Raw genomic sequence first — 22,782 nt, 5'->3', positions numbered from 1 at the left:
ATAAGAAATTTTATGCACTGCTTCGTCATGGAACTCCTTAAATAGCTCGCTATTCACGTCGTCCCATTCCTTGCATTGCATAAAATTTCAAGAATAAAAGCAAACATTGATTTAATCAGCGCTTCCTTAAGAAATCAGGATGTATTTCGGAAGCAAGGGGGGCAGAGGCTTCATGCAGCCGCTGCAGGCCTGTCAGGCTTGAGAACCCTCGGTCGTAAGGCGTCAATTTAGAAAAACTTTTATCAATTCCTCTGACACTCAGCTGTTAGGCGGACTGTTACCATCCACGGCCGGCACCGCCGCCGCCGGAGGAGCCGCCGCGGCCGAATCCGCCGCCTCCTCCAAAACCGCCTCCGCCATAGCCGCCGCTTCCACCATGACCGCCTCCCCGTCCCATGAAGAGGAGAAGGAGAAGGAAACGGGTGATGCGTCCGCCCAGCAGGGTCCAGTCAATCACGAGAAGAATGAGAATCCCTAAAGGAGGAATTATGTCTTCATAGCCGGAACTTTCCGTTTCCCGGGACTGTGAAGCATCGAAAAGCCCATCCAGAGAGGTAAGGCCGTATTCTTTCATCACGGTCCGCAGGATGGCATCATAGGTGGAAGTTACGCCTTCACTGTAGGCGCCCTGTTTGAAGGAAGGGATAAGGAAGGTGTCCAGCATACGGCCTGCTTTGGCATCGTTAATGGCGCCTTCCAGACCATAGCCGACTTCGATGCGGGCTTTTCTGTCCTGCATGGATATGAGAAGAAGAACGCCGTTATTTTTTTCCCTGTCTCCCAAACCGCGGCTTCGGAAAAGGCCGTTGGCATAGGAGTCCATGTCCCCGTCAGGAACGGAGGAAACCATGACCACCACTACCTGGGCATGGGTTTTCTGATCCAGGGCATAGCCTGTTTCATTGATATGCTTCTTTGCCTCCCGGCTCAGGGTGCCGGTATAGTCTTCCGCATAGAAAGAGTTGGAAGGCGGCGGGGGATAAGTGTCGGCCGCCAGCACAGAGCAGAGGGAGAGCCATGTGAAAATCAGGGACACAAGGACAAGAAGGAGCCTTTGAATCCGTTTCATGGTATCCTCCTTTCCGTATCCGGAGAAATGATGATTCCATTTTGTGGGATCACTGCTTCTCCGGTACAGAATCAAGCATTTGTGAAGATTCATTCATAGGGGTTTCTTTTATATGTATTGCATTACTGCATCATGAAGACTTCTCAAACAGCGTACTGTTTGTGTCATCCTGTTCCCTGTAATACATAAAACGAAAAGAATACATCCTATCATTGCTGAATCAGCGCTTCCTTAAAACTGTACTTTGGGAACTGCTTTGGCCGTTTCATTGGCTTTGAAATAGGGAGCATCGGTGAAACCGAAAGCCGAAGCATAGAGACTGGTGGGGAAGGAATGAATTTTGGCATTATACTGCTGTACAGCGTTGTTGTAGTCTCTTCTGGCAACAGAAATCCGATTTTCCGTACCTGCCAGCTCATCCTGGAGAGCCAGGAAATTCTGGTTGGCTTTCAGGTTGGGGTAATTTTCCACCACCATGAGCAGACGGCCCAGAGCATTGGAAAGCTCGCCGTTGGCATTGATTTTATCTTCCGGGGTGGAAGCGTTCAGCAGTTTGGAACGGGCATCGGCTACTGCTTTTATGGCTTCCTGTTCATGGGAGGCGTAGCCTTTGACCGTATTCACCAGATTGGGGATCAGGTCAGCCCGGCGCTGGAGCTGGGTATCGACCTGGGCCCAGGATGCATTTACCTGTTCATGCATGGTGACCAGACCGTTGTAGGAGCTGGCCAGGCCGCCGGCGATGACAAGAATGGCGGCAATAATGATTATCAGTTTTTTCATAAGAGCCTCCTTGGGAGCAGAATGGGAAAGAAATTCTTTTATTTCAGGCCCAGTTCTTCCTTGTGGGCCGTCATGCCGTCAATGCAGGCCTGCATGACAATGCCGGGATCAAGCCCCAGCATGGCAAAGCCTTTTTTGATGACATCCCGGCTGCAGCCGGCAGCAAAACGCTTGTCTTTGAATTTTTTCTTCAGTCCTTTCAGTTCCATGCCGGTGATTCCTTCGGGACGCATGAGTGCATAAGCCATAACCACGCCGGTGAGTTCATCAACGGTGAAAAGGCTTTTTTCAATGTCCGTGGTCGGTTCGACATCATTATCACAGATTCCCCAGCCATGGGAAATAATGGTTTTGATATCCTCTTCGTCCACGCCCTCAGGTTCCAGAAATTCCCGTACATGATGGCAGTGTTCATTCGGGTATTTTTCGTAATCCACATCGTGGAGATAGCCGATAGCTTCCCAGTGATCCTTATCAGCATGGAAATAATCGGCCATGGCTCCCATAGCGGCGCTGACTGCCACAGCATGGGTAAAAAGATGGTCTTCAGTAGTATACTTCGGTAAAATTTCTTTGGCTTTCGCCAATGTAAGCTGAGACATAATGAATTCCTCCTTCTGTATCTGTAACTATCTTTAGCATAGGTGATGACAGGGGCCTTGTCAATGCAGGGAAAGAATAGTAAAAATCATTTGCGGCAGGCATCAGGGCCTTACGGTGCTCTGCGGATCTGATACAATCCTCTTCCTCGTACTGTGCACGGGGAAAATGCCGCTTATTGCGGCAGAGATGCCAATGTCATGCTCTGTCCTGTGAAACGCAGAAACTTTCTGCACTCTTCAAAGCGGACCTTCTTTTTACCTCTTTTCCCTTTACCGGAAATGGTACAATAATAGAAAAGAACCATTGCATTTTGCCATCGGGCAGAAGGGAGACCATCATGACTGATATGGAAAGGCTGGAGCATATGATTCAGACCCATCACCACATCGTTTTCTTTGGCGGCGCCGGCGTATCGACGGAATCCAATATTCCTGATTTCCGCGGAGCCAATGGAATTTACCGCCAGAAAACGAATCTTCCCTGGACGCCGGAAGAAATGCTGTCCCATCACTTTTATGAGGAACATACAGAAGAGTTTTTCAAAAACTATAAAAACTTTGCCGAAGCCATGGTGGCTGCCAGACCGAACAGGGCCCATTATGCGCTGGCTGAGCTGGAGAGGCAGGGACGTCTTTCCGGCATCGTAACCCAGAACATTGACGGACTTCACCAGAAGGCGGGGAGCCGGAATGTCATGGAGCTTCATGGATCCATTCTGCGGAATTTCTGTACCCGGTGCGGCCATTCATTCGACGTCATGCGTTTCCTTTCTCTCTGCAGCCCGGTGCCTCACTGCCCCCTCTGCGGCGGTATCATCAAGCCGGATGTAGTGCTTTATGAAGAACCGCTGGATATGGATACCATGCAGGATGCCATGGACACGATCCAGACGGCGGATATGCTGATTATCGGAGGCACCAGTCTGGTGGTGTATCCGGCGGCCGGTTTCATTGATTATTTTGCCGGAGATGCGCTGGTTATGATTAACCAGGATGAAACGGGAAAAGACAGTGCCTGTGATCTCGTGTTCCATGACAGTGTGGGCAAGGTCCTGGGAGAGGCAGTAGGCTAGGGAAGCGCTGATTCCTTCATAGGGTTTACATCGACGCTCCCGGGAGAATTCTCTTTCCCTTATCATTTTCCCCTTGCATTCTATGAATGTCCTGTGTATAATAGGTACCATAATAAAACACAAGGCAAGAGGGCCTGCGTACGTTTCGTATGCAGGCCCTTTCTCTTTTGGAGGTGTCAGTGATGATTTCAGTCCATCGCGGAAAAGGGTAGACAGCGTAAGAACGAAATAATAAAACAGAGCAAGAAAACAAAGAAGCCCAGGAACCTTCTTTGTATAATTTCATAAAAATGGGTGATGGTGCTGCTATGGAAATTTTAGGGATTCCAGGCGGCTTTTTTTATTTCAGAAAAGGACTTGTTACAATGCGAAAATATCTTTTACCGGCCTTCCTCGGAGCATGTTTCCTTCCGGGAATTGCCATGGCGGCAGATGAAGAAAGTAAATTAAACGGGGCAGATATGGCCTACATGGCAATCGCCACCCTTCTGGTTCTGATTATGACTCCGGCGCTGGCCTTTTTCTATGGCGGTCTGGTACGCCGTAAAAATACGATTAATACCATTATGATGTCCATGGTATGTCTGGCTATTTTTACCGTACAGTGGTTTATTTACGGATATTCCATTTCCTTCGGCCCTGATGTGGGCGGCATTATCGGCAATCTGGACTGGGCTTTCTTCCACGGCGTCGGCATGGCTGCTAATCCGGACTATTCCGAAACCATTCCTCATATTCTCTTCGCCATGTTCCAGATGGCCTTTGCTATTCTGACACCGGCCATCGTCAGCGGCGGTATTGTTGAAAGAACCCGTTTCCCTGCCTACTGTGTTTTCATTCTCCTCTGGGGCACTCTGGTCTATGACCCCATGTGCCACATGGTATGGGGCGTAGGCGGATTCATTCGTGATATGGGAGCACTTGACTTTGCAGGCGGCACCGTTATTCATGTAACCTCCGGATTCTCCGCTCTCACCGCTGCCATCCTTATCGGCAAAAGAAAAGGATACGGCATTCTTTCTCTCCGCCCTCACAACATTCCTTATGTATGCCTTGGCGGCAGCTTCCTCTGGCTGGGATGGTTCGGCTTCAACTCCGGTGCCGGACTGACTGCTTCTGATGTTATGGCACAGGCTCTGGCCAATACAGGCATTGCTTCCTGCACCGCCGGCCTTGTATGGATTATTATTGAAGAAATTATTCATAAGAAGATGACTGCCTTGGGCCTGATGACCGGTATCCTGACCGGCCTGGTAGGCATCACTCCGGCTGCCGGATTTGTGGATGCCAATGCAGCTTTCTTCATTGGTCTTACCACTCCGATGATCTGCTACTTCTTTGTTTCCTGCGTTAAAACCAAATTCGGCTATGATGATTCCCTGGATGCCTTCGGCTGCCACGGCATGGGCGGTGTATGGGGCGCTCTGATGACCGGCGTGTTCTGCACAAAGACCATTAATGATGCCGGTGCTGACGGACTTCTCTACGGCAACCCTGCTCAGATGATTCCCCAGATTACAGGCATTGTGACCGGCATGATTGTGGCTGTCGTCATGACCGCCCTCATCATCAAAGTGGTAGGCTGCTTCATGAAAGTCCGTGCTACACCTTCCGAAGAAGCGCAGGGCCTCGACCTGATTGCCCATGGTGAAAGAGCGTATAATAAGTTATAAGAGGTGGAATCCTATGAATACAGAAAAGAAAATCTATAAAGTAGACGCTGTCATTCGTCCTGAAAAACTGGAAGAACTGAAAGACAAACTGTATGAAATCGGCGTCACCGGCATTACCGTGACCGAAGTCTACGGCTGCGGCCTTACCCATGGACAGGAAGAAATTTACAGAGGCAACGTACTCTCCGTGAACCTTCTGCCAAAAATCAAAATAGAAATCGTTATTTATGAAACACCTCTGGAAAAACTGATCCAGACCATCCGCGACACCTGCAACACAGGCCACGTGGGAGACGGAAAGATTTTCGTCTCCGAACTCACCACTGCTGTCAAAATCCGCACAGGAGAAAGCGGCGGCGCCGCCATTATCGACGATAAGGCCTGAATCATCAAAGAAAAAGGACTGGGAAGAAATGGTCATCATTTCTTTTGCAGTCCTTTTTCTTTAACGTACTAAAGAAAGTTTTTCCGAAAAATTTCACATTTTCTTTTCACATTTTTGAGTCTCGCGGTATATATATAGTAGAGGGCCATGAAAAGCCCGCGGTTTTGACAGAAACCGCTCCATATATTTCCCAGATGCGCATAAGAAATGATTGTATGGAGCGGCAGAGCCAAAAAGGTACCGCTTTTCTCCCTCGCCTTACTCGGCCGAGAGGGCTAAACAAGAAATCACAAGGAAATCCAGGACTTTATCATCTATTACGGCAGAAATGACGGGAGACTCTGTTCCGGCGCGAGCCGTCGTACTCCATGTACAGCAGCGGCTGTTGACCGAGTCAGACACCGAACTCATTGGGCATAGGGGATGGGGAGGCACCGGGTTTCTTTGTGCTGGAAAAGCAGCTTCATAGGAGGCTGCTTTTTATTTCTATGATTGAGAGTAACGCTTCTGCATTTATACCTGAAAAAATGACACAAATGCTTCTCTATCCCATTGTCATTTTGAGCGAAGGCCTGAAATCTCCCTGCTCAATTTTCAGCGTGAAAACGACGCCCGATACTTTCGGGTGGAAAGGCAGCACAAAAACACGGATACAGATTCGTGCCAGTCAGTATTGCGATCTTCTCAGAATCAGGCGGCAGGCTGAGCATACAGGAAAGTCCTGCAGTCACCCTGCTCTTGTGGTCCGGGAATGCGGGCTCATGCTGCAGGGAATGGTATCCGTGTTTTTGTTTTGTGGTCATGCTTTTACGAACCTGCAGAATCCGTTCTGATTTCCCCGGGCCCTGGGAAACCGGGGAGGGAATTCAGAAGCCTGTATACAGGGATTCGTGGCTTTTTCTGATGCCAAAGCGGTATTCCGGCCGGAATATTTGCGATATACATGACAGACTGAAAATAGAATCCTTCCATGGAGAGCTTTCTGATTTCCATCTCCATACATTTATATTGCATAAGCCCTTTGTTTATATAACCTTTCATTGAAATATTTATCCGGAAAAGTAGTGGATACGGCATGAATGGTATTTTGCCAAAGGCGGAGGAGACTTCCCTGGAAATGAGATTGGAACTGAGGATAGGTCCGAAAACAAGCACAGAACCGGCAGGCTTGTCCTCCGGCACTTGTGTCATGCAGCACAGGAGACACAAAAATAAATCCCGTAACGCTGACTTTATACTTATCTCCCGAAGGGCGATACCACACCCTCTGAACCTTATAAGCCCTCTGCACCCGGGCCGCAAAGATTTCATATTGACAGGTTTGACCTGTCGAATCTATAATAATAAATAAGCATTGCAGGTCTGTGGCTGAAAGTCGATGGTAGTCGCAGCCAAAGCGATCCACGTAACGCAGGAAAATCCTGCTGAGCATGGTGCGGTTTAGAAGTAAGTCCTGCCGGGAAAACCGAGAGGGTCAGTAGTGAGAGGAAGACACCGGGTAGCGAACGCTCCAGCAGGCGAGTGTGGGGTCAAAAGCCAGGTCAGCTGCGAATGCTTATTTATATGAGGTTTCCAGTAAAATCTACTATATATCAGGCGATGAGCAGAAGAAGTACTGACAGCGATTCTTCAGAGAGGGCATGGATGGTGGAAATGCCTGAAGAACTTTCAGGAAATGCATTTGTGAGCTGAAAAGGGGAATCAAGTATCCTTTTCCGTGGGTCGACGATACGGCTATGCGCGGCTTTGGCCGACAGAGTGGAATAACGGGCCACCGTCTCTGTGAGGCGGCGGCCTTTTGAATGGAAACTTGTGTACCGGTCCACCAGTTCACCGGCACGCTGATTTCATGAAAGAAGATGATAAACATGTGTCACTGTTGTCAAGGAAAAGCAGGCTTATCATATCTTTATATAAAAAATCACTCTAATGGAGGAGTCTAAATGGAAGAGATTAAGGTTTATAACACACTGACGAAGGAAAAGGAAGTATTCAAGCCCATTACCCCGGGGGAAGCAAAGATTTATGTTTGCGGGGTAACGCCTTACAATCATCCCCATATCGGTAATGCCCGTCCGGCTGTAACCTGGGATGTGATCCGCCGGTATCTGGAATATGTAGGCTACAAAGTGACCTTTGTACAGAATTTCACCGATGTGGATGATAAGATCATCAATAAGGCCAATGCGGAAGGTACGGACTGGAAGACGATTTCCGACCGCTACATCGATGCTTATTTCCAGGTGATGGATGCCCTTCACGTACGCCGGGCCGATGTATATCCAAGAGTGTCTGAACATATGGCTGACATTATTCATATGGTAGAGACCCTGATTAAAAAAGGCCATGCCTATGTGCTGGGCGGCGACGTATATTATGATATTTCCACTTTCAAGGATTACGGGAAACTTTCCGGCAGAAAGATTGAAGATATGCTGGCAGGCGCCCGCATTGAAGTCAATGATGAAAAGAAGAATCCCGGCGATTTCGCTCTGTGGAAGGCGGCAAAGCCGGGTGAACCGTTCTGGGAAAGCCCCTGGGGCAAGGGCCGTCCGGGCTGGCACATTGAATGCTCTGCCATGTCCATCCATTATCTGGGGAAAACCTTTGATTTCCATGGCGGCGGTTCCGATCTGATTTTCCCGCACCATGAAAATGAAATTGCCCAGTCGGAAGGCTGCACGGGATGCCATTTTGTTGATTACTGGCTCCATAATGGCTTCATTACCATTAATTCCGAAAAGATGAGCAAATCTTTAAATAATTTCTTCCTGGTCAAGGATGTGCTGGAAAAATATTCCGGTGATGCACTCCGTTATTTCCTGCTCTCCACCCATTATAGAAGTCCGCTTGATTTCTCTGATGACCGCCTGGAAGAAGCAGAAAAGAACATGGATAAGCTGAAGGATGTCATTGCCAGGGTGAAGGAACTGTCCGGCAGAGAAGGCACTGATGTGACAGAAGCATCCCAGACACTTGAAAAGGCAGCAGAAGATGATATGAAGGTCTTCCATGAGGCCATGGATGATGATTTCAATACAGGCCTGGCTACCGGTGCCATGTTTGATCTGGCAAAGGCAATCAATGTGTACTACAACGATGTGCACGGCGGTACCGGCTTCAACAAGGCTTCTCTGGAAAAAGCGGGAAAAGCCTTCAAGACGATCCTGGATATCCTGGGCATTCTGGAAAAAGAATGGAAGAAGACGGAAGCTTATGATGACAAGGACTACAATGATCTCATGAATGTCATCCTTTCCGTACGCCAGTCTGCCAGAAAGGCAAAACAGTACCAGCTGGCTGATGAAATCAGGGATAAACTGGGAGAAATCGGTATTGTGATTGAAGATACTCCTACAGGAGCAAGGTGGAAGAAACGTGGAGTTTAAGAGAGTCTTATTTCTGAAAAAACAGATGGCTCATAAAATCGGCAAAGCATCTCCTGTTCTTGATGAACAGGAGGTCTTTTCCATGGATGCGCTGACGCTGGCCTACATCGGAGATGCCTGCTGGTCTTTCTTTATCCGGAAAGCCCTGATTGATACGGGCATTTATAATGTGCAGATTTTAAACAGTCTGGCCTCGGAAATTGTATCCGCCCGCTGGCAGAGCCGCATTCTTTTTGAAATCAGAGAGCTTTTGAATGAACGGGAGCTGAAGGTGTCCAAAAGGGCCAGAAATACAAGCTCCCATGTGCCCAAGAGCGCTACGGTGGAAGAGTACAGGGAATCTACGGCTTTTGAGGCCCTGCTGGGGTATCTCTATCTTTCCGGACAGAAGCAGCGGCTGGATTTCATTCTGGAAAAAAGCTTGAGGTATGTGGCAGGAGAAATGAGCCATGAAAACGGATAAAAGAGATCAAACATCTTTCAGAGGCAGACAGGGCAGAGACAGGAAATCCTTCTCTTCTTCCGGCAGGGATGGCAGAAGAAAGAGGCCTGTAAAAAAGGAAGGGGCTTCCGATTCTCTTCTGATCTGCGGTAGAAACAGCGTTTCTGAATTTCTGAAAAGTCATGGTGTCCGCAGGGTATTCATCAAGGAAGGAAAGAAAGATGAACGCCTGATTTCTCTGGCATCTCTGGCGGAAAAACAGGGTGTACCGGTAGAAGAAGTCAGTGAAGAACGGCTGGATGATATGGCCGGCGGTGTGGTGCATCAGGGGACAGCAGCTCTTCTGAAGCCTTACGAATATGCGGACCTGGAAAATATCCTGTCGGAATGGGAAGGAAAGGATCCTTTCCTCATCCTTCTGGATGGGCTGGAAGATGTGCGCAATCTGGGAGCCATTGTCCGCACGGCGGAATGTGCCGGGGCAGCAGCGGTGCTTCTGCCGAAGCATAAAAGCCCGCCGGTGACGGCAGCAGCCATGAAGACAGCGGCCGGCGCTTTTGCCTATCTTCCTGTCTGCCAGACGGGAAATATCCGGCAGACCCTGGAAATGCTGAAGGAAAAGGGCTTCTGGGTCGTGGGAGCGGACATGGACGGAGAAAGTCTCTATTACGATGCCAATCTGAAGGGCCCCCTGGTGATTGTGATGGGCGCGGAAGGAAAAGGTGTCAGTCCCCTGACTCGGAAGATGTGTGATTTCTGCGTGCGAATTCCTATGAAGGGAAAGGTGTCTTCCCTGAATGTATCTGTGGCTGCGGCACTTCTTATGTATGAAGCGGCAAAACAGAGGGCTGAGTCATGAAAGATTTATACCTGGTAGACGGCTATAATGTCATATTCGGCAGACCGGACATGTTTGACCGGAGTGATCTGGAATCCTCCCGCAAGAAGCTGGTGGATCTCATGCAGGACTTCGGTGCACATAATAATATAGAAGTCATTATTGCCTTTGACGGTCAGGGAAATTCTACCAAGGTCAAGGTAGAGGAACTGGCGTCCAGTTTTACTGTCGTTTTTACACCCCGGCGGATGACGGCAGATTCCTATATTGAAAAGGAATCCTATCTCCGGCGGGAAGAATACAGGCATATCTTCGTGGTTACCTCTGACGGCCCCGAGCAGAGCCAGGTCTTGGGAAACGGAGCCTACCGGGTGCCGGTTTCAGACCTTATGCGGGCCGTGCAGGAAGACAAGCAGGTACAGGAAACATTCATTTCCCGGAATAATTATGGCAATCTCAGAAGTGAAATCGGGAGAGCCATACCCCTGTCGGTACAGGAAAAGCTGGATAAGCTGAGAAGCGGAAAATAGGGCAGCAGCTGGGCCTGTTCCGCATAGTCGGCACACGAATGCAAAAATACAGTTGACCGGCAATAAGGATTAGTATAAAATAAGGTTTAATGATTACATTTCAGTGTAAGAAAGACCGTATCTGCCCTGATTGAGGCAGGTGCAGAGGAGGATTCAGCGTGAAGTACTTTTTGATCGGATTAACCCTTGTGGTTTCATTGCTTTTAATTGTAGTGGTGGTAGGACAGGAATCGAAACAGGCCGGTATGGGCTCTGCCATTGGCGGAGGCACTGAAAATATGGCCGGCGGCAAGACCCGCGGCAAGGATGCAGTGCTCTCCAAATTCACCATAGTCTTTGGAACCATGTTTGCTGTTCTCTGCCTGGTGCTGGGAAGATACATGAATACTTTCTGATAAGAGAGGAAGGGGCTTGCCGGGAGCAGGCCTCTTTTTTATTTGGCCCTTGCACCGAGGAGCCATTTCATGTAGTCTTACTATAGAAAGCGCTGATTTTATTTGTAATTTCATGGGATCCTGAGAGTCAGTGCATCCATGAAGGAGAGAGTTTACATAGAGGAGATAGATATGGAAAAGAAGGAGCTGCTGCCCTATAAACCGGGGGTTGTCCTTACGGGGGTGTACAAGTCTTATGGACGTTTCGGATTTCTGCTCACCGATGATGACCATGAGGATGTGTATATTGCGGAGAAAGATCACCTGAACGCAGTCAATAATGATACGGTCGAAGTCAAGACCATGAAGAGTGAAACCGGCCGTCACAATACGGAAGGGCGGATTACCCGGGTCATTGAACGGGCGGATGACAGTTTCGTATGCACCTATGAAATGCTTGAAGGCGGCGGAGAGGCTGTGCCCATTGATGAAAAGGTGGATATGGTGATAGAAATCCCTGAAGGACAGGAAATGGGAGCTGTCACCGGTGCCCGCGTCATGGTGCAGGTCACCCGCTGGCCGGGACAGTGGACGGATGCAGAAGGCAAAGTCACTGAAATCATCGGCTATAAAGGAGACAAAGGTCTGGACATTGATGTGATCATTGCTCAGCACCGGCTGCCTCATGTATTTTCTGATGATCTCATGAAGGAGGCAGACAGTCTGCCTCGGGATATTCTGCCGGAAAAAGGGGTAGAGGATTACCGGAATATGCCGATTGTCACCATCGACGGTCCGGACTCCAAGGATCTGGATGATGCGGTGTACTGCGAAAAGAAGGAAAACGGCCACTATGCCCTGGGAGTACATATTGCCGATGTGTCCCGCTATGTGACGAAGGGCTCTCTTCTGGATGATGAAGCATACCGGAGAGGCACCAGTGTGTATCTGGCAGACCGGGTGATTCCCATGCTTCCTTTCCAGCTTTCCAATGATCTCTGCAGTCTCAATCATGATGAAGACCGCTATGCCATGTCCTGCATGATGGATGTGGCGCCGGACGGCACAGTGACAACAGAACGCATTACTCCTTCCATGGTTCGTGTAGCCAGACGGTGCAATTATCCGGAAATCAACAAGGCTTTTTCCGAAGGCATTGCTCCTGATGATTTGAAGCTTCACCTTCCCATGCTGGAGGATTTACGGGCGTGCGCCAGGGCTCTTCGGCAGAACCGCAGCCGCCGGGGCGCCCTTGATTTCGATTTCCCCGAATACAAAGTAGTGCTGGATGAAGACGGCACGCCCCTTCGCATTGAAAAAAGGGTTCGCGGGGAAGCGGAAATGATGATTGAAGATGCTATGATTGCTGCCAATGAAGCAGTGGCCCGTTTCCTGGAAAAGACCGGTCATACGTCTGTATACCGGGTTCATGATCATCCGGATCAGGAAAAGCTGAACTCCCTGAAGCGGCTGATTGCCATTATGGGGCTCCCCATTCATATTCCGGAAGACCCGGAGCCGAAGGACATCCAGAAACTGCTGGCAACAGTAAAAGGACAGGATATTGAAGCCGTGGTGCAGGTTATGACCCTGCGCTCCCTGCCGCAGGCCTGCTACAGCACTGATAATACCGGCCATTTCGGTATTGCCAGCACCTGCTATACCCATTTCACCTCTCCGATCCGCCGCTATCCTGATCTTATGGTACACCGTCTCATCCGCCAGGCGCTTCATGATGAAATGACAAAGCAGCAGAGGAAAAAACAGACGGAATTCCTTATCCGTGCTGCAGAACACTGCTCTGAAACGGAACAGAATGCTACGGAAACGGAAAGAGACGTAGATGATCTGAAAATGACAGAATACATGGTTCCCTTTGTGGGCGAACCCTTTGACGGGCGCATTACCGGCATTACGCGCTTCGGTATCTTCGTAGGCCTTGACAACGGTGTAGAAGGACTGGTACATGTGGACTCCATGGATGATGACGAGTATGTTTACCAGGAAGATACCATGACCATGAAGGGCCGGTTCTCCGGCACTACCTATGCCATGGGCATGCCGGTGCGGGTCACGCTGGTAAAGGCGGATAAAGAAAGACGGGAAGTGGACTTCGTACTGGGAGAAATCCACTCGCCCCTGAGTCTGGAGAAAAAGACCAGAACCTCTTCCCGCTCCAAATCCCATTCCAAGAAGAAGGATAAAAAAGGAAAGAGCCATACCGGGGGCAAAAAAAGCGGAAAGAAAAAATAATTTCTTTCCTGCAGGAGGTTTTTCATGAAAAAAGAAAAAACGGCACCGCCGATTGCAGCCAACCGGCAGGCCTATCATAATTATTTCATTCACGATACCTACGAATGCGGCATCGCACTTACGGGAACGGAAGTCAAATCCATCCGCGCCGGCCGCGTGAACTTACGGGACAGCTTTGCCAAGGTGGAGAAGGGAGAAGTTTATCTCTGGAATGCTCATATCAGCCCTTATGAGCAGGGAAATATTTTCAACCATGATCCTCTGCGTACGAGAAAACTGCTTCTCCATAAGCAGGAAATTCGTAAGATCGAAATGAAGCTGAAGACAAAGGGCTATACCCTGGTTCCGCTGAAAATGTATTTCAAGCATGGAAAGGTAAAAGTGGAAATCGGTACGGCTACCGGCAAAAAGCTGTATGATAAACGGCAGGATATGGCTGAAAAAGCAGCGAAAAGGGATCTGGACAGAAGAATAAAGACCCAGCGGCTGGACTGAGCGTCAGCAGGGGCGCTGCTGTCAAGCGGCTGCACCCCTTTTCACTCTTTGAACCCTTGTACAATACTGGTATAATAAAAAGAATAGAATCATACATAGACAGGATAGCTTGTAGTAAGGAGAGAACATGGACAAAGACAAAAAGCCTTTTCACAAAGGAAACAGAAAGCCCTTCCACAGGGATAGAAAAGGTGCACCCGGCAGCCGTTTCAAACGGAAACTGGAACCGGGTGTTGAATTTGAAGACCGCAGACTGGGCGTAGGTATTGTACGCAAGGTAACGGAAGAAGGAATTACTGTAGCTTTCGGGGATGTGGAGAAGGTCATTCCCAGAAGAAAGAGAACGGAAGCACCGCGGAGAGCAGGAAAGCCTGCGCCTCTGGGCCGGCCTATGGAAAAGAAAGTCTTTACCTTTGATGTACAGCCGGATCAGGGAAAACCTGTTTCCAAAGAGCAGAAATCCCGGAAGAAAGAGGCTGAAGTAGGCCTGGAAGTCACAGATGAAACTCTGGGTAAAGGCGTGGTCAGCCGGATTACGGAACGGGGCGTCTATGTAACCTATGAAAAGACGGGAGAACATGTCATGTATCCCATGGGGCTTCCGTCCAAACTTTTAAACAGTGCTTTTCCTCATGATAAAAAGGAGAAGAAGGCAGAACCGCATAAGGGAAAGGAACGGACCTACCGGGTACCGGAACAGACAAAGCCGGAACGGAAGGCGAAAGTGGTTCCCCACAGGGCAAAGGAAACCCATCGCGGCAACACCCGCTTTATTTCCCTGGGTGAAGGCACGCTGGTCATTTCTCCTCTTTACGGCGAAGGCGTTATCATGGAAATCAGTGATGGCCGCATGACAGTGAAGTTCAGGGAAACGGAAAAAGAATATACCTATCCTGCTGCCTTTGCAGATGGAGATATTGAAGTATTGGAAAAAGAAGAAAAATAAAAAATGCGTCTGCTGATGAAGCAGACGTATTTTTATGCAGTCAGGACTGCGCAGGAGAAACCGACGGGCAGATTCGTCATCTGACAACATTTTGCATGCAGGGAGTTGTACATCTGAACCGTAAAAAAGCATCTGTCCTTTGGGCAGATGCTTTTTACGGTTTATTTCTTTTCCATTTGTATGTAACTTTCATCCCGTTTGAAGGGCTTTGTCATATCCATCTGGAATTTCGGGGATTTTCCTTCCGTTCGGATGACGACTTCATTAATATTGGGAAATTCAGTGAGCGTATCCACCGTCATGGCGATGAAAAGAGATTCAGCCGTTTCGCCTTTCAGACTGTTCAGCTCGCTGCTGAAATCTGCATAGGCAGTCCCCTCTTTGATGGCAATGCTTTTCAGGGAAAGACCGGCAGGAAGGATGGGGTATTTGGCCTTTCGATCCGCGCGGATCATTTCTTCCAGGGCGGTCTTGGCAGTACGGTCACGGGCTTTGACTTTCATGGACTGGGGAATAATTTTCAGACCATCATCAGAGGCTTTATAGTAGAGCAGGGTTGCTTCTGCTTCAGCCGGTATGGCAGCTTTTGAAGAGGCTGCTTTGGGAGACAGGCTTTGGGCAGGCTGGCTTCCGTTTTGAGGTGCACAGCCCGAAAAGACCAGTGACAGGGCCAGAGAGGAAACAGCCAGCAGGGAAATCAGAGATTTTTTATTCATGGAAATATTCCTCCTCAGGCAATGGCGGCAAAATAGTTAACCAGTCCGTTGAACAAACTCTGGGCAATGCCTCTGGGGCCCCAGCTGGATGTCAACATTTTGAGACGGTGATCATTGGTGATAAAGCCCATTTCCATGAGTACGGAAGGCATGGCGGTATGTACATTGACATAGAAATCATTGGACTTTACGCCTCTGTCCGGAATGGAAAGGGAATTCAGGGTGGCCTGGTGCATCATCTGAGCCAGCAGCAGGTCTCTGGAACTTTTAGCATTGTAGTAGGCAGTGGTGCCGTCTACAGAGGAGTTGGTAAAGGAGTCAATGTGAATGGATACGAAAGCATCTGCATGGGCTTCATTGGCTACATCGCAGCGGGCCTGCAGTTCAGGATCCGCATCAGCCCAGGGACCGTATACATCTTTATCCGTTTCTCTTGTCATCACTACTTTGGCTCCGGCAGAGGTAAGCATATCGCGGAGAGGAAGGGCAATGGAAAGGGTAATGTTCTTTTCATACACATCCTTGTTTCCCACATGGCCGATGGCACCTACATCCGTGCCGCCGTGACCGGGATCAATGCAGATAATTTTTCCTTTTAATACGCTCTTGGCGTCATCAGATACATTGTATGTTTTTTTCTGGTAGTTGGAAGAGGAAGCATTGGAAGAAGCAGCGGAGGAAGAGGCTTTTTTCGTATAGGTTTGTTTGGCTCCGATGACAGGAATATCGACGACCAGACGATGGGGCTTTTTCATCTTGGCATCCGGGCGAAGGGCAAAGACACGGATATCATCGATTTTCTGGGATTTGGTCAGAGCCACATCCAGATAGGTATCTCCGTCCTTCTGGGAGAGGGTAGCAAAATCAATGGCTCTTTTGTCCATATCATACTGGGATGCTACATTGCCCATGGTGGTATTCCGCAGAATGACTTCAAAATTTTTTCCGGAATTGTCAATGGCTGCTTCTGCATGAACGGCCTTGGAAAGATCCATGGCAATGCGTACAAAGGGAGGATTGCCGTCATTGCGGGAAGTCCAGCGGAGGGCAGTTACCTGGGCATCTTTGGCCAGAGCCTGGGATGCGGACGGCAGCATAAGGCATGCAGCCAGAATAAGAAGGAATCGGATGAAATTTTTTATCATTATATAGTCCTTTCTGGAAATAAGTTGCATGGACAGATGCCTGCGCAGGGTAAGCGCAGATGCAGAGCCATGCCCGGTCCCCGGGACAGCCTTTCCCTGCCGGAATCACAGAGGCGGTCTATGGGACAGAACAAAGAATTTTCAGTACTGCCGCAGATGCACAATCTGGTGCAGCAGCAGTTTTTATGTAGTAACTTTTATTATATCACTTTTTTATGTTTTTCTATTCCTGCTCGATGGAAATTCTCCTGTTTTTTATCAAAAACCGAAGAAATAATAGTACGAACAGCATATACTGTATGATATTTTCTCATTTATGGTGATAAATTTCGTCTTTTGATAGCCAAAGAGCCGGAATCGTAGTAAAATAATCTATATTGCCTAAATAGGTACAGTTGAAATTTGGACAAAGGGGTTATTTTCAAGTGAAAGCATTATCAAAAGGGTGGAAAAAAGCTGCCGCTGCAGCTGCTGCGGTGCTGCTTTTCTCTGCTTCCGTATCTGCCTTGACCGGATGTGCACCGGAAGGAAACAAAGCTGCTTCTTCCGCTGCCGCTGTTTCTGATGCCCAGCTCAAGCCGGGGACAGCCTATGTGAAAAGGGATCCGTCTGTAACATACAGCGTTCCGGAAGGGGTTTCCATTCTCATGTATCATATGATCGGGAACATCCCCAATAATGCTGCCGTCATGACGGAAGCCAACCTGCGCCTGCAGATGAATTATCTCAGGGATCACGGATATCATCCCATTACCATGCAGGAACTCTATGATTATATTACCAAAGGGGCTCCGCTTCCTGAAAAGCCGGTATGCATTACCTTTGATGACGGCTATCTTGACAGCTATACCATTGTGTATCCCATGATGAAGGAATACGGTTTCCCCTGGACCCTGTTCCTGATTACCGATGATGTGGGCAAGCCCTATAACCGTATGACCTGGGATCAGCTGAAGGAAATGGCTGACAGCCATACAGTCACTATTGCCAACCATACCCTGTCTCATCCCAAACTCCATAATCTGGCTACTGCCAAGGAAAAAGAGAAAGAAATCGTAGAAGCAAACCAGGCACTGAAATATCATCTTGGCATTGACAATGCCTGGCTGGCCTATCCCTATGGCGACTATGACGACCAGGTGGTGGAAATCTGCAAGAAGGCAGGCATCAAGATGGCGGTAACCACCGATTCCGGCAGAGTTCATGTAGGAAGCTATCCCTATGAACTGAAACGGGTGTACATAGGCAATGATATTTCCCTGGCCCGGTTCTCTGAACGGCTGAATAAGGATAATTACGCGCCGGTATAAGGACACGGCTCCCCGCTTCTTTCCGTCCGGCAGACTCTTTATTGTGTAGGAGCAAGAATGAAACGCATATTTCACAGCTTTATTTTCAAGTTCATTATTGTTACGCTGCTTTTCTTTATCATCACTTCACCCATTGTGGTCCTCTTCGGGCCCTTTGGAAATCTGAAACGAGCCGTAGTAGGGGCCATTATGCGGTCCCGTCATCCCCAGTATATTACCTGGCTCTATTCCCAGAGTGAGCTGAATCAGATTCTTGGCGTAGTGAAGACGACGGATACGCAGAAAATGTTCTCTTTCAAGCCCAGAACGGATTCCACACTGAATCTGAAAAAAATCGAAACGTCCCGTTTCGTTGGCTATCTCCTGGAAATCCCCAATCCTACCCGTGTAGAAGTAGCCACGGCGGAAGATATTAACGAAAAAGGGGATACCACCAGCAACATTGCCAAGAAAAACAATGCCGTGGCTGCCATTAACGGCGGCGGGTTCTATGACCCCAACGGCACAGGCACAGGGCGTCTTCCCTACGGATTCATCCTGCACAAGGGGCAGTACCTCTTGGGACAGCAGGTGGATGACAATGAAAAGGTAGACTTTGTAGGCATGACCAAAAGCGGAAACCTGATAGCCGGCAATTACAATAAGAAGGAGCTTCGGGATCTGGGTGCCATTGAGGGACTGACCTTCGGTCCGCCGCTCATCATCAACGGGCAGAAAGTCATTAAGAGCGGCGACGGCGGATGGGGGATTTCTCCTCGCTCCGCCATCGGGCAGAAGAAGGACGGCACTATCCTCTTCCTGGTTATCGACGGACGGCAGCCGGGGTACAGCATCGGCGCAACCCTGGTGGATTCCCAGAATATTCTTTATGAAAACGGTGCCTATATTGCAGCCAACCTGGACGGCGGTTCTTCCACTACTCTGTATTACAACGGCAAGGTTGTGAATAAACCGGCGGATCTCCTTGGCGAGCGAATGATTCCAACCGCATTTATTGTGAAATAAGGAGGACAGGGTGAATAAGAAATTTGTCCAGCTGGCAGTGTGCTTCGTCCTTGGACTGGGCATTCAGGCCGGCGCCTATCTCTATATGGACCGTGTCCTCTTTGCTCCTCTTTCCAGCGGTGACTATGATATGTCCGATGTGAAGGATAAAGTAGCTGAAGCAGCGGAAAAGGAAGGAAAGAAGCTTTTTGCCAAGGTCAGCGTAAAAGGAAAAGCCTACTATTCCCATGACTATAAATACATGGCTGATGTAACCGCAGATACGGTGACCATTTATAAGGCCGATGATCTGGGAAATCCCCAGAACGTGGATTTGAAAAACCAGGGCGTTTCCTTCTTTGAATGGATGCCGGACAGGAATCTGGCACTGATGGCCCTGTATCCGATCCATTGGAGCGGCGGCCGGTGGGATGTGACCCTGGCCCGTTACAATCCTGACGGCACTACCCATGAATCCGATGCGCCCATCAGGGATCTTCCCCGGAATTCCAAAATTGTGGATGTGGCCTATTCTACGGCTACCAATGCGGTATATATGAAAATGGAAGTGGGCAAGGGCCTCTACCGCATTTACCGTACTGATGCCAACTACGATACCCGCCGCATTTACATTCAGACTTCTCATATCGGTAAAATTGCCGTTTATTATGATAAGGACCGTCTTTTCTATGATGACAGCCAGAAGGGCATTCTGTATACCTTTAACGGCGATGACAGCTCCTGGCGTGTGATCTCTCCGCCCGGCGCATTCCGTCTGGTTGGCGTAGATGAGGATAAGACCATTTATGCGGTGAAAATCAACACCAAGGGAGACGTCACTGCTTACTACACCGGAAAACTGGGCGTGGGCTTCAAAGAAGTCAAAGCGCTGGATTCGCCTGTGGAATTCAATTCCGTTACTATGCATATGATCAAGGAAGCTGCTTCCCAGGCAGGAAAATAAGAGAAAAGTCCGTGACGATATGTACTTTCTTTACCGGATATCCGGTAAAAGGGATACATATCATCAGGGGCTTTTTTATTTCCCCGCAAGACTGCAGGATTTCCGGAACATCAGAAAACAGAACCCTGCCGGGCCATGGCATTTCCTCTCCAAATCAGCCTTATTTCCTAAAAAAACAAGATGTCAGAATGTCTGCAAAATGGTATAATATTTCAGATATATCTGTAAAAGCAGGAAGGGAGAACGTGAATGGACGAGAAAGAAGAAATCTACACAGCGGACGACCGCCTTATCGTGGCTCTGGACGTGGATTCTTTCGACAAGATGAAAGAACTGGTAGATGAACTGGGAGATCTGGTTTCCTATTACAAGGTAGGCATGGAACTTTACTACAGCGCCGGAAGCGAGACCATCCGGTATCTGAAAGACCATGGCAAGAAGGTATTCCTGGACCTGAAGCTTCATGATATTCCCAATACCGTCGGCCACAGCGTGGCGTCTGTTACCAGACTGGGCGTGAACCTGATTACGGTGCATGCAGGCGGCGGCAGAGCGATGATGCAGGCAGCAGCTAGGTATGCAAAGATTACTGCGGATGAGCTGGGAGTGGAACGGCCGAAGATTCTGGCTGTTACCGTATTGACCAGCTTTGATGACCAGGGCTGGCAGGAAGTGGGAGGCCATCTCCCCATCCAGGATCATGTACTGGAACTGGCCCAGCTTGCCAGAGATTCCGGCGTAGACGGCGTTGTGGCATCTCCTCGGGAAGCTTCTTCCATCCGCAAGATGGCTGGCGATGATTTCCTCATCGTTACGCCGGGCATCCGTCCTTCTTTTGCCCAGACTGATGACCAGAAGCGTATTGCTACCCCGTCGGAGGCCTTCAAGGATGGATCTTCCATGCTTGTCATCGGCCGTCCTATTACCCAGGCCATTGATCCCTGCGCTGCAGCCCGTCTGATTTTAAAGGAAATAAAGGAGAATGCATGATGAACGAAAAAGAAGTAGAATCTTTACTGAAAGAAACGAAAGCAATTCTGGAAGGCCATTTCCTTCTCACCAGCGGCCTTCACAGCCCTCTCTATGTAGAAAAATTCAATGTTCTCCAGCATCCGGAATACACAGAAAAGCTGTGCCGTGAATTTGCCAACCACTTTAAGGATATGGGCATTGAAACGGTCATCGGACCGGCTACCGGCGGCATTATCCTTTCTCAGGTGACAGCCCGTCTTCTGGGCGTACGTTCCATTTTCACCGAAAGAGAAAATGGAAAAATGACACTGCGCCGCGGATTTAAAATCGCTCCCGGCGAAAAGGTGCTGATTGTTGAAGATATTGTTACCACCGGCGGCTCCATTAAAGAAGTGGTAGACGTAGTCAATAAGGCTAAAGGTGATATCGTAGGCATCGGCCTCTTCGTGGACCGTTCCGGCGGCAAGGCTGATTTCGGCGTTCCCAAGGAAAAGGTATATCCTCTTCTTCATCTCACCGTTCCTACCTACAAACCGGAAGAATGCCCTCTCTGCAAGGCAGGCGTACCCATTACGGAACGGGGAAGCCATCATCTGAAATAATCGGATTTTGCAATCAAAAAAGCTGTAAGGTCAGAAGACCTTGCAGCTTTTTATTTTCTGTATGTTCGGAAAAGCTGTGCCTTCAGCTCACCGGAACAGTTCAGCTTTTTCTTCTTTTTCGCTTATGCTTTTGCCGGCCCTTCCACCAGTTCTCTGAAGAGGTCATGAACCGTGGTGATTTTGTTGATTCTCCAGGCATTGGCTCCGCAGAAGACAAGGCCGTGGTCTACATCACCCCTGACGGCGCGGATCAGGGCCTGGGTAATGCAGTAGGGCGTGGTGCCGGGATCACAGGTCTTCAGGCAGTGGAAGCAGTTGGTCACAGGCATACGGCGCTGGCGGACAGCGCAGACGAAAGGATTGAGAAGTGCACGGCCCGGCATATGTACAGGGCTCTGAACAATCGTTACATCGGTTTCCTTAGCCTTTACATACATATTCTTAAAAGCCTCAGACGCATCACATTCCTTGGTTGCTACAAAACGGGTAGCCATCTGTACGCCGGAAAGGCCGAGAGACAGGTAATGTTCAATGTCTTTTTTATCAAAAATGCCGCCGCCGAAAATGACGGGAATTTTTTTATGGAATTTTTCCTCAAATTCTTTGACCACAGAAAGAATTTCAGCGATTTCTTTTTCGTACCCATCGCTTTCATGCATCTTGACCTGCTCTCTTGTATAGCCCAGGTGGCCGCCGGCTTTAGGGCCTTCGATGACCACCAGATCAGCAGTGCGGTTATGATGCTTAGCCCACAGCTTCAGAATGACTCGGGCGGCTTTAGGAGAGCCGATAATGGGGGCAATTTTTGTATCGGTCCCTTCTACGCAGGCCGGCAGGTCTGCAGGAAGTCCGGCACCGGAGAAAATAATATCAGCACCGTTTTCTGCAGCAGTGCGGGCATAATCTTCATAATTCTGCCCCCGCCACATAATATTGACTCCGATAATTCCGTTTTTGGCCTTTTCTCTTGCCCGGCGGAGCTGATCCTTCAGGGCACGGATATTGGCTTTTACTGTATTGGTACGGAAATCCGGTTCATTGAATCCGACCTGGGCGGCGGAAATAACGCCGATGCCGCCTTCCCTGGCAACGGCTCCTGCCAGTCCCGACAGGCTGACGCCGATGCCCATACCGCCCTGGATAATGGGGATATTGGCTGTTAAATCACCGATATGAAGTTTTGGAAAATTCATCATGTCACTCTCCAATAGTTTTAAAAATATAATACTAAAATATT

General features: G+C 49.0%; 22 protein-coding genes. 16 read left to right on the top strand and 6 right to left on the bottom strand.

Annotated elements, in window-relative coordinates; all coding sequences use genetic code 11:
- Positions 1–277 precede the first annotated feature (277 nt).
- From ACI4N7_RS04560 to ACI4N7_RS04550, 3 genes are all read right to left on the bottom strand, one after another.
- Positions 278–1,069, bottom strand: coding sequence for a TPM domain-containing protein (locus ACI4N7_RS04560; protein WP_439732183.1), 792 nt, complete (start codon positions 1,067–1,069; stop codon positions 278–280).
- A 231-nt stretch (positions 1,070–1,300) separates the two neighbouring features.
- Positions 1,301–1,852, bottom strand: a complete 552-nt coding sequence (locus ACI4N7_RS04555; protein ID WP_439732182.1) for a LemA family protein — start codon at positions 1,850–1,852, stop codon at positions 1,301–1,303.
- Positions 1,853–1,890: 38 nt separating this feature from the next.
- Positions 1,891–2,454 (bottom strand): hypothetical protein, encoded by a 564-nt coding sequence (locus ACI4N7_RS04550; protein ID WP_439732181.1) that lies wholly within the window; start codon positions 2,452–2,454, stop codon positions 1,891–1,893.
- A gap of 338 nt (positions 2,455–2,792) precedes the next feature.
- Between ACI4N7_RS04550 and ACI4N7_RS04545 the strand changes: the two genes are divergently transcribed.
- The 11 genes from ACI4N7_RS04545 to ACI4N7_RS04495 all read left to right on the top strand — a co-directional run bounded on the left by ACI4N7_RS04545 (position 2,793) and on the right by ACI4N7_RS04495 (position 14,852).
- Positions 2,793–3,527, top strand: coding sequence for an NAD-dependent protein deacylase (locus tag ACI4N7_RS04545; protein WP_439732180.1), 735 nt, complete (start codon positions 2,793–2,795; stop codon positions 3,525–3,527).
- Positions 3,528–3,949: 422 nt separating this feature from the next.
- A complete protein-coding gene (locus tag ACI4N7_RS04540; protein WP_439732179.1) occupies positions 3,950–5,200 on the top strand; it encodes an ammonium transporter in 1,251 nt (416 codons plus the stop codon).
- A 13-nt stretch (positions 5,201–5,213) separates the two neighbouring features.
- Positions 5,214–5,585, top strand: coding sequence for a P-II family nitrogen regulator (locus ACI4N7_RS04535; protein ID WP_439732178.1), 372 nt, complete (start codon positions 5,214–5,216; stop codon positions 5,583–5,585).
- A 1,943-nt stretch (positions 5,586–7,528) separates the two neighbouring features.
- Entirely contained in the window at positions 7,529–8,974 is a 1,446-nt protein-coding gene (cysS, locus tag ACI4N7_RS04530; protein ID WP_439732177.1) for a cysteine--tRNA ligase, read from the top strand.
- Positions 8,964–9,437 carry a Mini-ribonuclease 3 gene (locus ACI4N7_RS04525; protein ID WP_439732176.1) on the top strand — a complete coding sequence of 158 codons (474 nt, stop codon included), beginning with the start codon at positions 8,964–8,966 and terminating at the stop codon, positions 9,435–9,437. The genes cysS and ACI4N7_RS04525 overlap by 11 nt, the downstream gene beginning before the upstream one ends.
- Positions 9,424–10,275: a 23S rRNA (guanosine(2251)-2'-O)-methyltransferase RlmB gene (gene rlmB / locus ACI4N7_RS04520; RefSeq protein ID WP_439732175.1), complete on the top strand. Its 852-nt coding sequence runs from the start codon at positions 9,424–9,426 to the stop codon at positions 10,273–10,275. The genes ACI4N7_RS04525 and rlmB overlap by 14 nt, the downstream gene beginning before the upstream one ends.
- Positions 10,272–10,784 (top strand): NYN domain-containing protein, encoded by a 513-nt coding sequence (locus ACI4N7_RS04515; protein ID WP_439732174.1) that lies wholly within the window; start codon positions 10,272–10,274, stop codon positions 10,782–10,784. Before rlmB ends, ACI4N7_RS04515 begins: the two co-directional genes overlap by 4 nt.
- Before the next feature lie 158 nt (positions 10,785–10,942).
- The gene (secG, locus tag ACI4N7_RS04510) at positions 10,943–11,179 is read left to right on the top strand and encodes a preprotein translocase subunit SecG (RefSeq protein WP_439732173.1); all 237 of its coding nucleotides are present in this window, start codon (positions 10,943–10,945) and stop codon (positions 11,177–11,179) included.
- Between the two features lie 171 nt (positions 11,180–11,350).
- The gene (gene rnr / locus ACI4N7_RS04505) at positions 11,351–13,411 is read left to right on the top strand and encodes a ribonuclease R (protein WP_439732172.1); all 2,061 of its coding nucleotides are present in this window, start codon (positions 11,351–11,353) and stop codon (positions 13,409–13,411) included.
- Positions 13,412–13,435: 24 nt separating this feature from the next.
- Positions 13,436–13,906 (top strand): SsrA-binding protein SmpB, encoded by a 471-nt coding sequence (gene smpB, locus ACI4N7_RS04500; RefSeq protein ID WP_439732171.1) that lies wholly within the window; start codon positions 13,436–13,438, stop codon positions 13,904–13,906.
- 127 nt (positions 13,907–14,033) lie between these two features.
- Positions 14,034–14,852: a hypothetical protein gene (locus ACI4N7_RS04495; RefSeq protein WP_439732170.1), complete on the top strand. Its 819-nt coding sequence runs from the start codon at positions 14,034–14,036 to the stop codon at positions 14,850–14,852.
- 161 nt (positions 14,853–15,013) lie between these two features.
- On the opposite strand, the gene ACI4N7_RS04490 is transcribed toward ACI4N7_RS04495, so the two are convergent.
- Positions 15,014–15,568: a GerMN domain-containing protein gene (locus ACI4N7_RS04490; protein ID WP_439732169.1), complete on the bottom strand. Its 555-nt coding sequence runs from the start codon at positions 15,566–15,568 to the stop codon at positions 15,014–15,016.
- Positions 15,569–15,582: 14 nt separating this feature from the next.
- The gene (locus ACI4N7_RS04485; protein WP_439732168.1) at positions 15,583–16,713 is read right to left on the bottom strand and encodes an N-acetylmuramoyl-L-alanine amidase family protein; all 1,131 of its coding nucleotides are present in this window, start codon (positions 16,711–16,713) and stop codon (positions 15,583–15,585) included.
- A gap of 425 nt (positions 16,714–17,138) precedes the next feature.
- Between ACI4N7_RS04485 and ACI4N7_RS04480 the strand changes: the two genes are divergently transcribed.
- From ACI4N7_RS04480 to pyrE, 5 genes are all read left to right on the top strand, one after another.
- A complete protein-coding gene (locus tag ACI4N7_RS04480; protein ID WP_439732167.1) occupies positions 17,139–18,023 on the top strand; it encodes a polysaccharide deacetylase family protein in 885 nt (294 codons plus the stop codon).
- Positions 18,024–18,080: 57 nt separating this feature from the next.
- Positions 18,081–19,028 carry a phosphodiester glycosidase family protein gene (locus ACI4N7_RS04475; protein ID WP_439732166.1) on the top strand — a complete coding sequence of 316 codons (948 nt, stop codon included), beginning with the start codon at positions 18,081–18,083 and terminating at the stop codon, positions 19,026–19,028.
- Between the two features lie 10 nt (positions 19,029–19,038).
- On the top strand, positions 19,039–19,971 hold the full coding sequence (locus tag ACI4N7_RS04470; protein WP_439732165.1) for a hypothetical protein: 933 nt from the start codon (positions 19,039–19,041) through the stop codon (positions 19,969–19,971).
- Between the two features lie 249 nt (positions 19,972–20,220).
- The gene (gene pyrF, locus ACI4N7_RS04465; protein WP_439732164.1) at positions 20,221–20,961 is read left to right on the top strand and encodes an orotidine-5'-phosphate decarboxylase; all 741 of its coding nucleotides are present in this window, start codon (positions 20,221–20,223) and stop codon (positions 20,959–20,961) included.
- Entirely contained in the window at positions 20,958–21,545 is a 588-nt protein-coding gene (gene pyrE, locus ACI4N7_RS04460; protein WP_439732163.1) for an orotate phosphoribosyltransferase, read from the top strand. The genes pyrF and pyrE overlap by 4 nt, the downstream gene beginning before the upstream one ends.
- 122 nt (positions 21,546–21,667) lie before the next feature.
- Here pyrE and ACI4N7_RS04455 read toward each other — a convergent pair whose 3' ends face one another.
- Positions 21,668–22,741, bottom strand: coding sequence for an NAD(P)H-dependent flavin oxidoreductase (locus tag ACI4N7_RS04455; RefSeq protein WP_439732162.1), 1,074 nt, complete (start codon positions 22,739–22,741; stop codon positions 21,668–21,670).
- Positions 22,742–22,782 lie beyond the last annotated feature (41 nt).

This window comes from Dialister sp. (genome assembly GCF_051885895.1).
Lineage (GTDB): Bacteria > Bacillota > Negativicutes > Veillonellales > Dialisteraceae > Dialister.
The sequence above is the reverse complement of the archived record's forward strand: the minus strand, read 5'-3'. Positions and strand labels throughout refer to the sequence as shown.

What these genes read in the sequence shown, in the direction of transcription:
- ACI4N7_RS04560 (WP_439732183.1), bottom strand. Translation starts at nt 1,069, where the DNA reads ATGAAACGGATTCAAAGGCTCCTTCTTGTCCTTGTGTCCCTGATTTTC.
- ACI4N7_RS04555 (WP_439732182.1), bottom strand. Translation starts at nt 1,852, where the DNA reads ATGAAAAAACTGATAATCATTATTGCCGCCATTCTTGTCATCGCCGGC.
- ACI4N7_RS04550 (WP_439732181.1), bottom strand. Translation starts at nt 2,454, where the DNA reads ATGTCTCAGCTTACATTGGCGAAAGCCAAAGAAATTTTACCGAAGTAT.
- ACI4N7_RS04545 (WP_439732180.1), top strand. Translation starts at nt 2,793, where the DNA reads ATGACTGATATGGAAAGGCTGGAGCATATGATTCAGACCCATCACCAC.
- ACI4N7_RS04540 (WP_439732179.1), top strand. Translation starts at nt 3,950, where the DNA reads ATGGCGGCAGATGAAGAAAGTAAATTAAACGGGGCAGATATGGCCTAC.
- ACI4N7_RS04535 (WP_439732178.1), top strand. Translation starts at nt 5,214, where the DNA reads ATGAATACAGAAAAGAAAATCTATAAAGTAGACGCTGTCATTCGTCCT.
- cysS (WP_439732177.1), top strand. Translation starts at nt 7,529, where the DNA reads ATGGAAGAGATTAAGGTTTATAACACACTGACGAAGGAAAAGGAAGTA.
- rlmB (WP_439732175.1), top strand. Translation starts at nt 9,424, where the DNA reads ATGAAAACGGATAAAAGAGATCAAACATCTTTCAGAGGCAGACAGGGC.
- ACI4N7_RS04515 (WP_439732174.1), top strand. Translation starts at nt 10,272, where the DNA reads ATGAAAGATTTATACCTGGTAGACGGCTATAATGTCATATTCGGCAGA.
- rnr (WP_439732172.1), top strand. Translation starts at nt 11,351, where the DNA reads ATGGAAAAGAAGGAGCTGCTGCCCTATAAACCGGGGGTTGTCCTTACG.
- smpB (WP_439732171.1), top strand. Translation starts at nt 13,436, where the DNA reads ATGAAAAAAGAAAAAACGGCACCGCCGATTGCAGCCAACCGGCAGGCC.
- ACI4N7_RS04495 (WP_439732170.1), top strand. Translation starts at nt 14,034, where the DNA reads ATGGACAAAGACAAAAAGCCTTTTCACAAAGGAAACAGAAAGCCCTTC.
- ACI4N7_RS04490 (WP_439732169.1), bottom strand. Translation starts at nt 15,568, where the DNA reads ATGAATAAAAAATCTCTGATTTCCCTGCTGGCTGTTTCCTCTCTGGCC.
- ACI4N7_RS04485 (WP_439732168.1), bottom strand. Translation starts at nt 16,713, where the DNA reads ATGATAAAAAATTTCATCCGATTCCTTCTTATTCTGGCTGCATGCCTT.
- ACI4N7_RS04475 (WP_439732166.1), top strand. Translation starts at nt 18,081, where the DNA reads ATGAAACGCATATTTCACAGCTTTATTTTCAAGTTCATTATTGTTACG.
- pyrF (WP_439732164.1), top strand. Translation starts at nt 20,221, where the DNA reads ATGGACGAGAAAGAAGAAATCTACACAGCGGACGACCGCCTTATCGTG.
- pyrE (WP_439732163.1), top strand. Translation starts at nt 20,958, where the DNA reads ATGATGAACGAAAAAGAAGTAGAATCTTTACTGAAAGAAACGAAAGCA.
- ACI4N7_RS04455 (WP_439732162.1), bottom strand. Translation starts at nt 22,741, where the DNA reads ATGATGAATTTTCCAAAACTTCATATCGGTGATTTAACAGCCAATATC.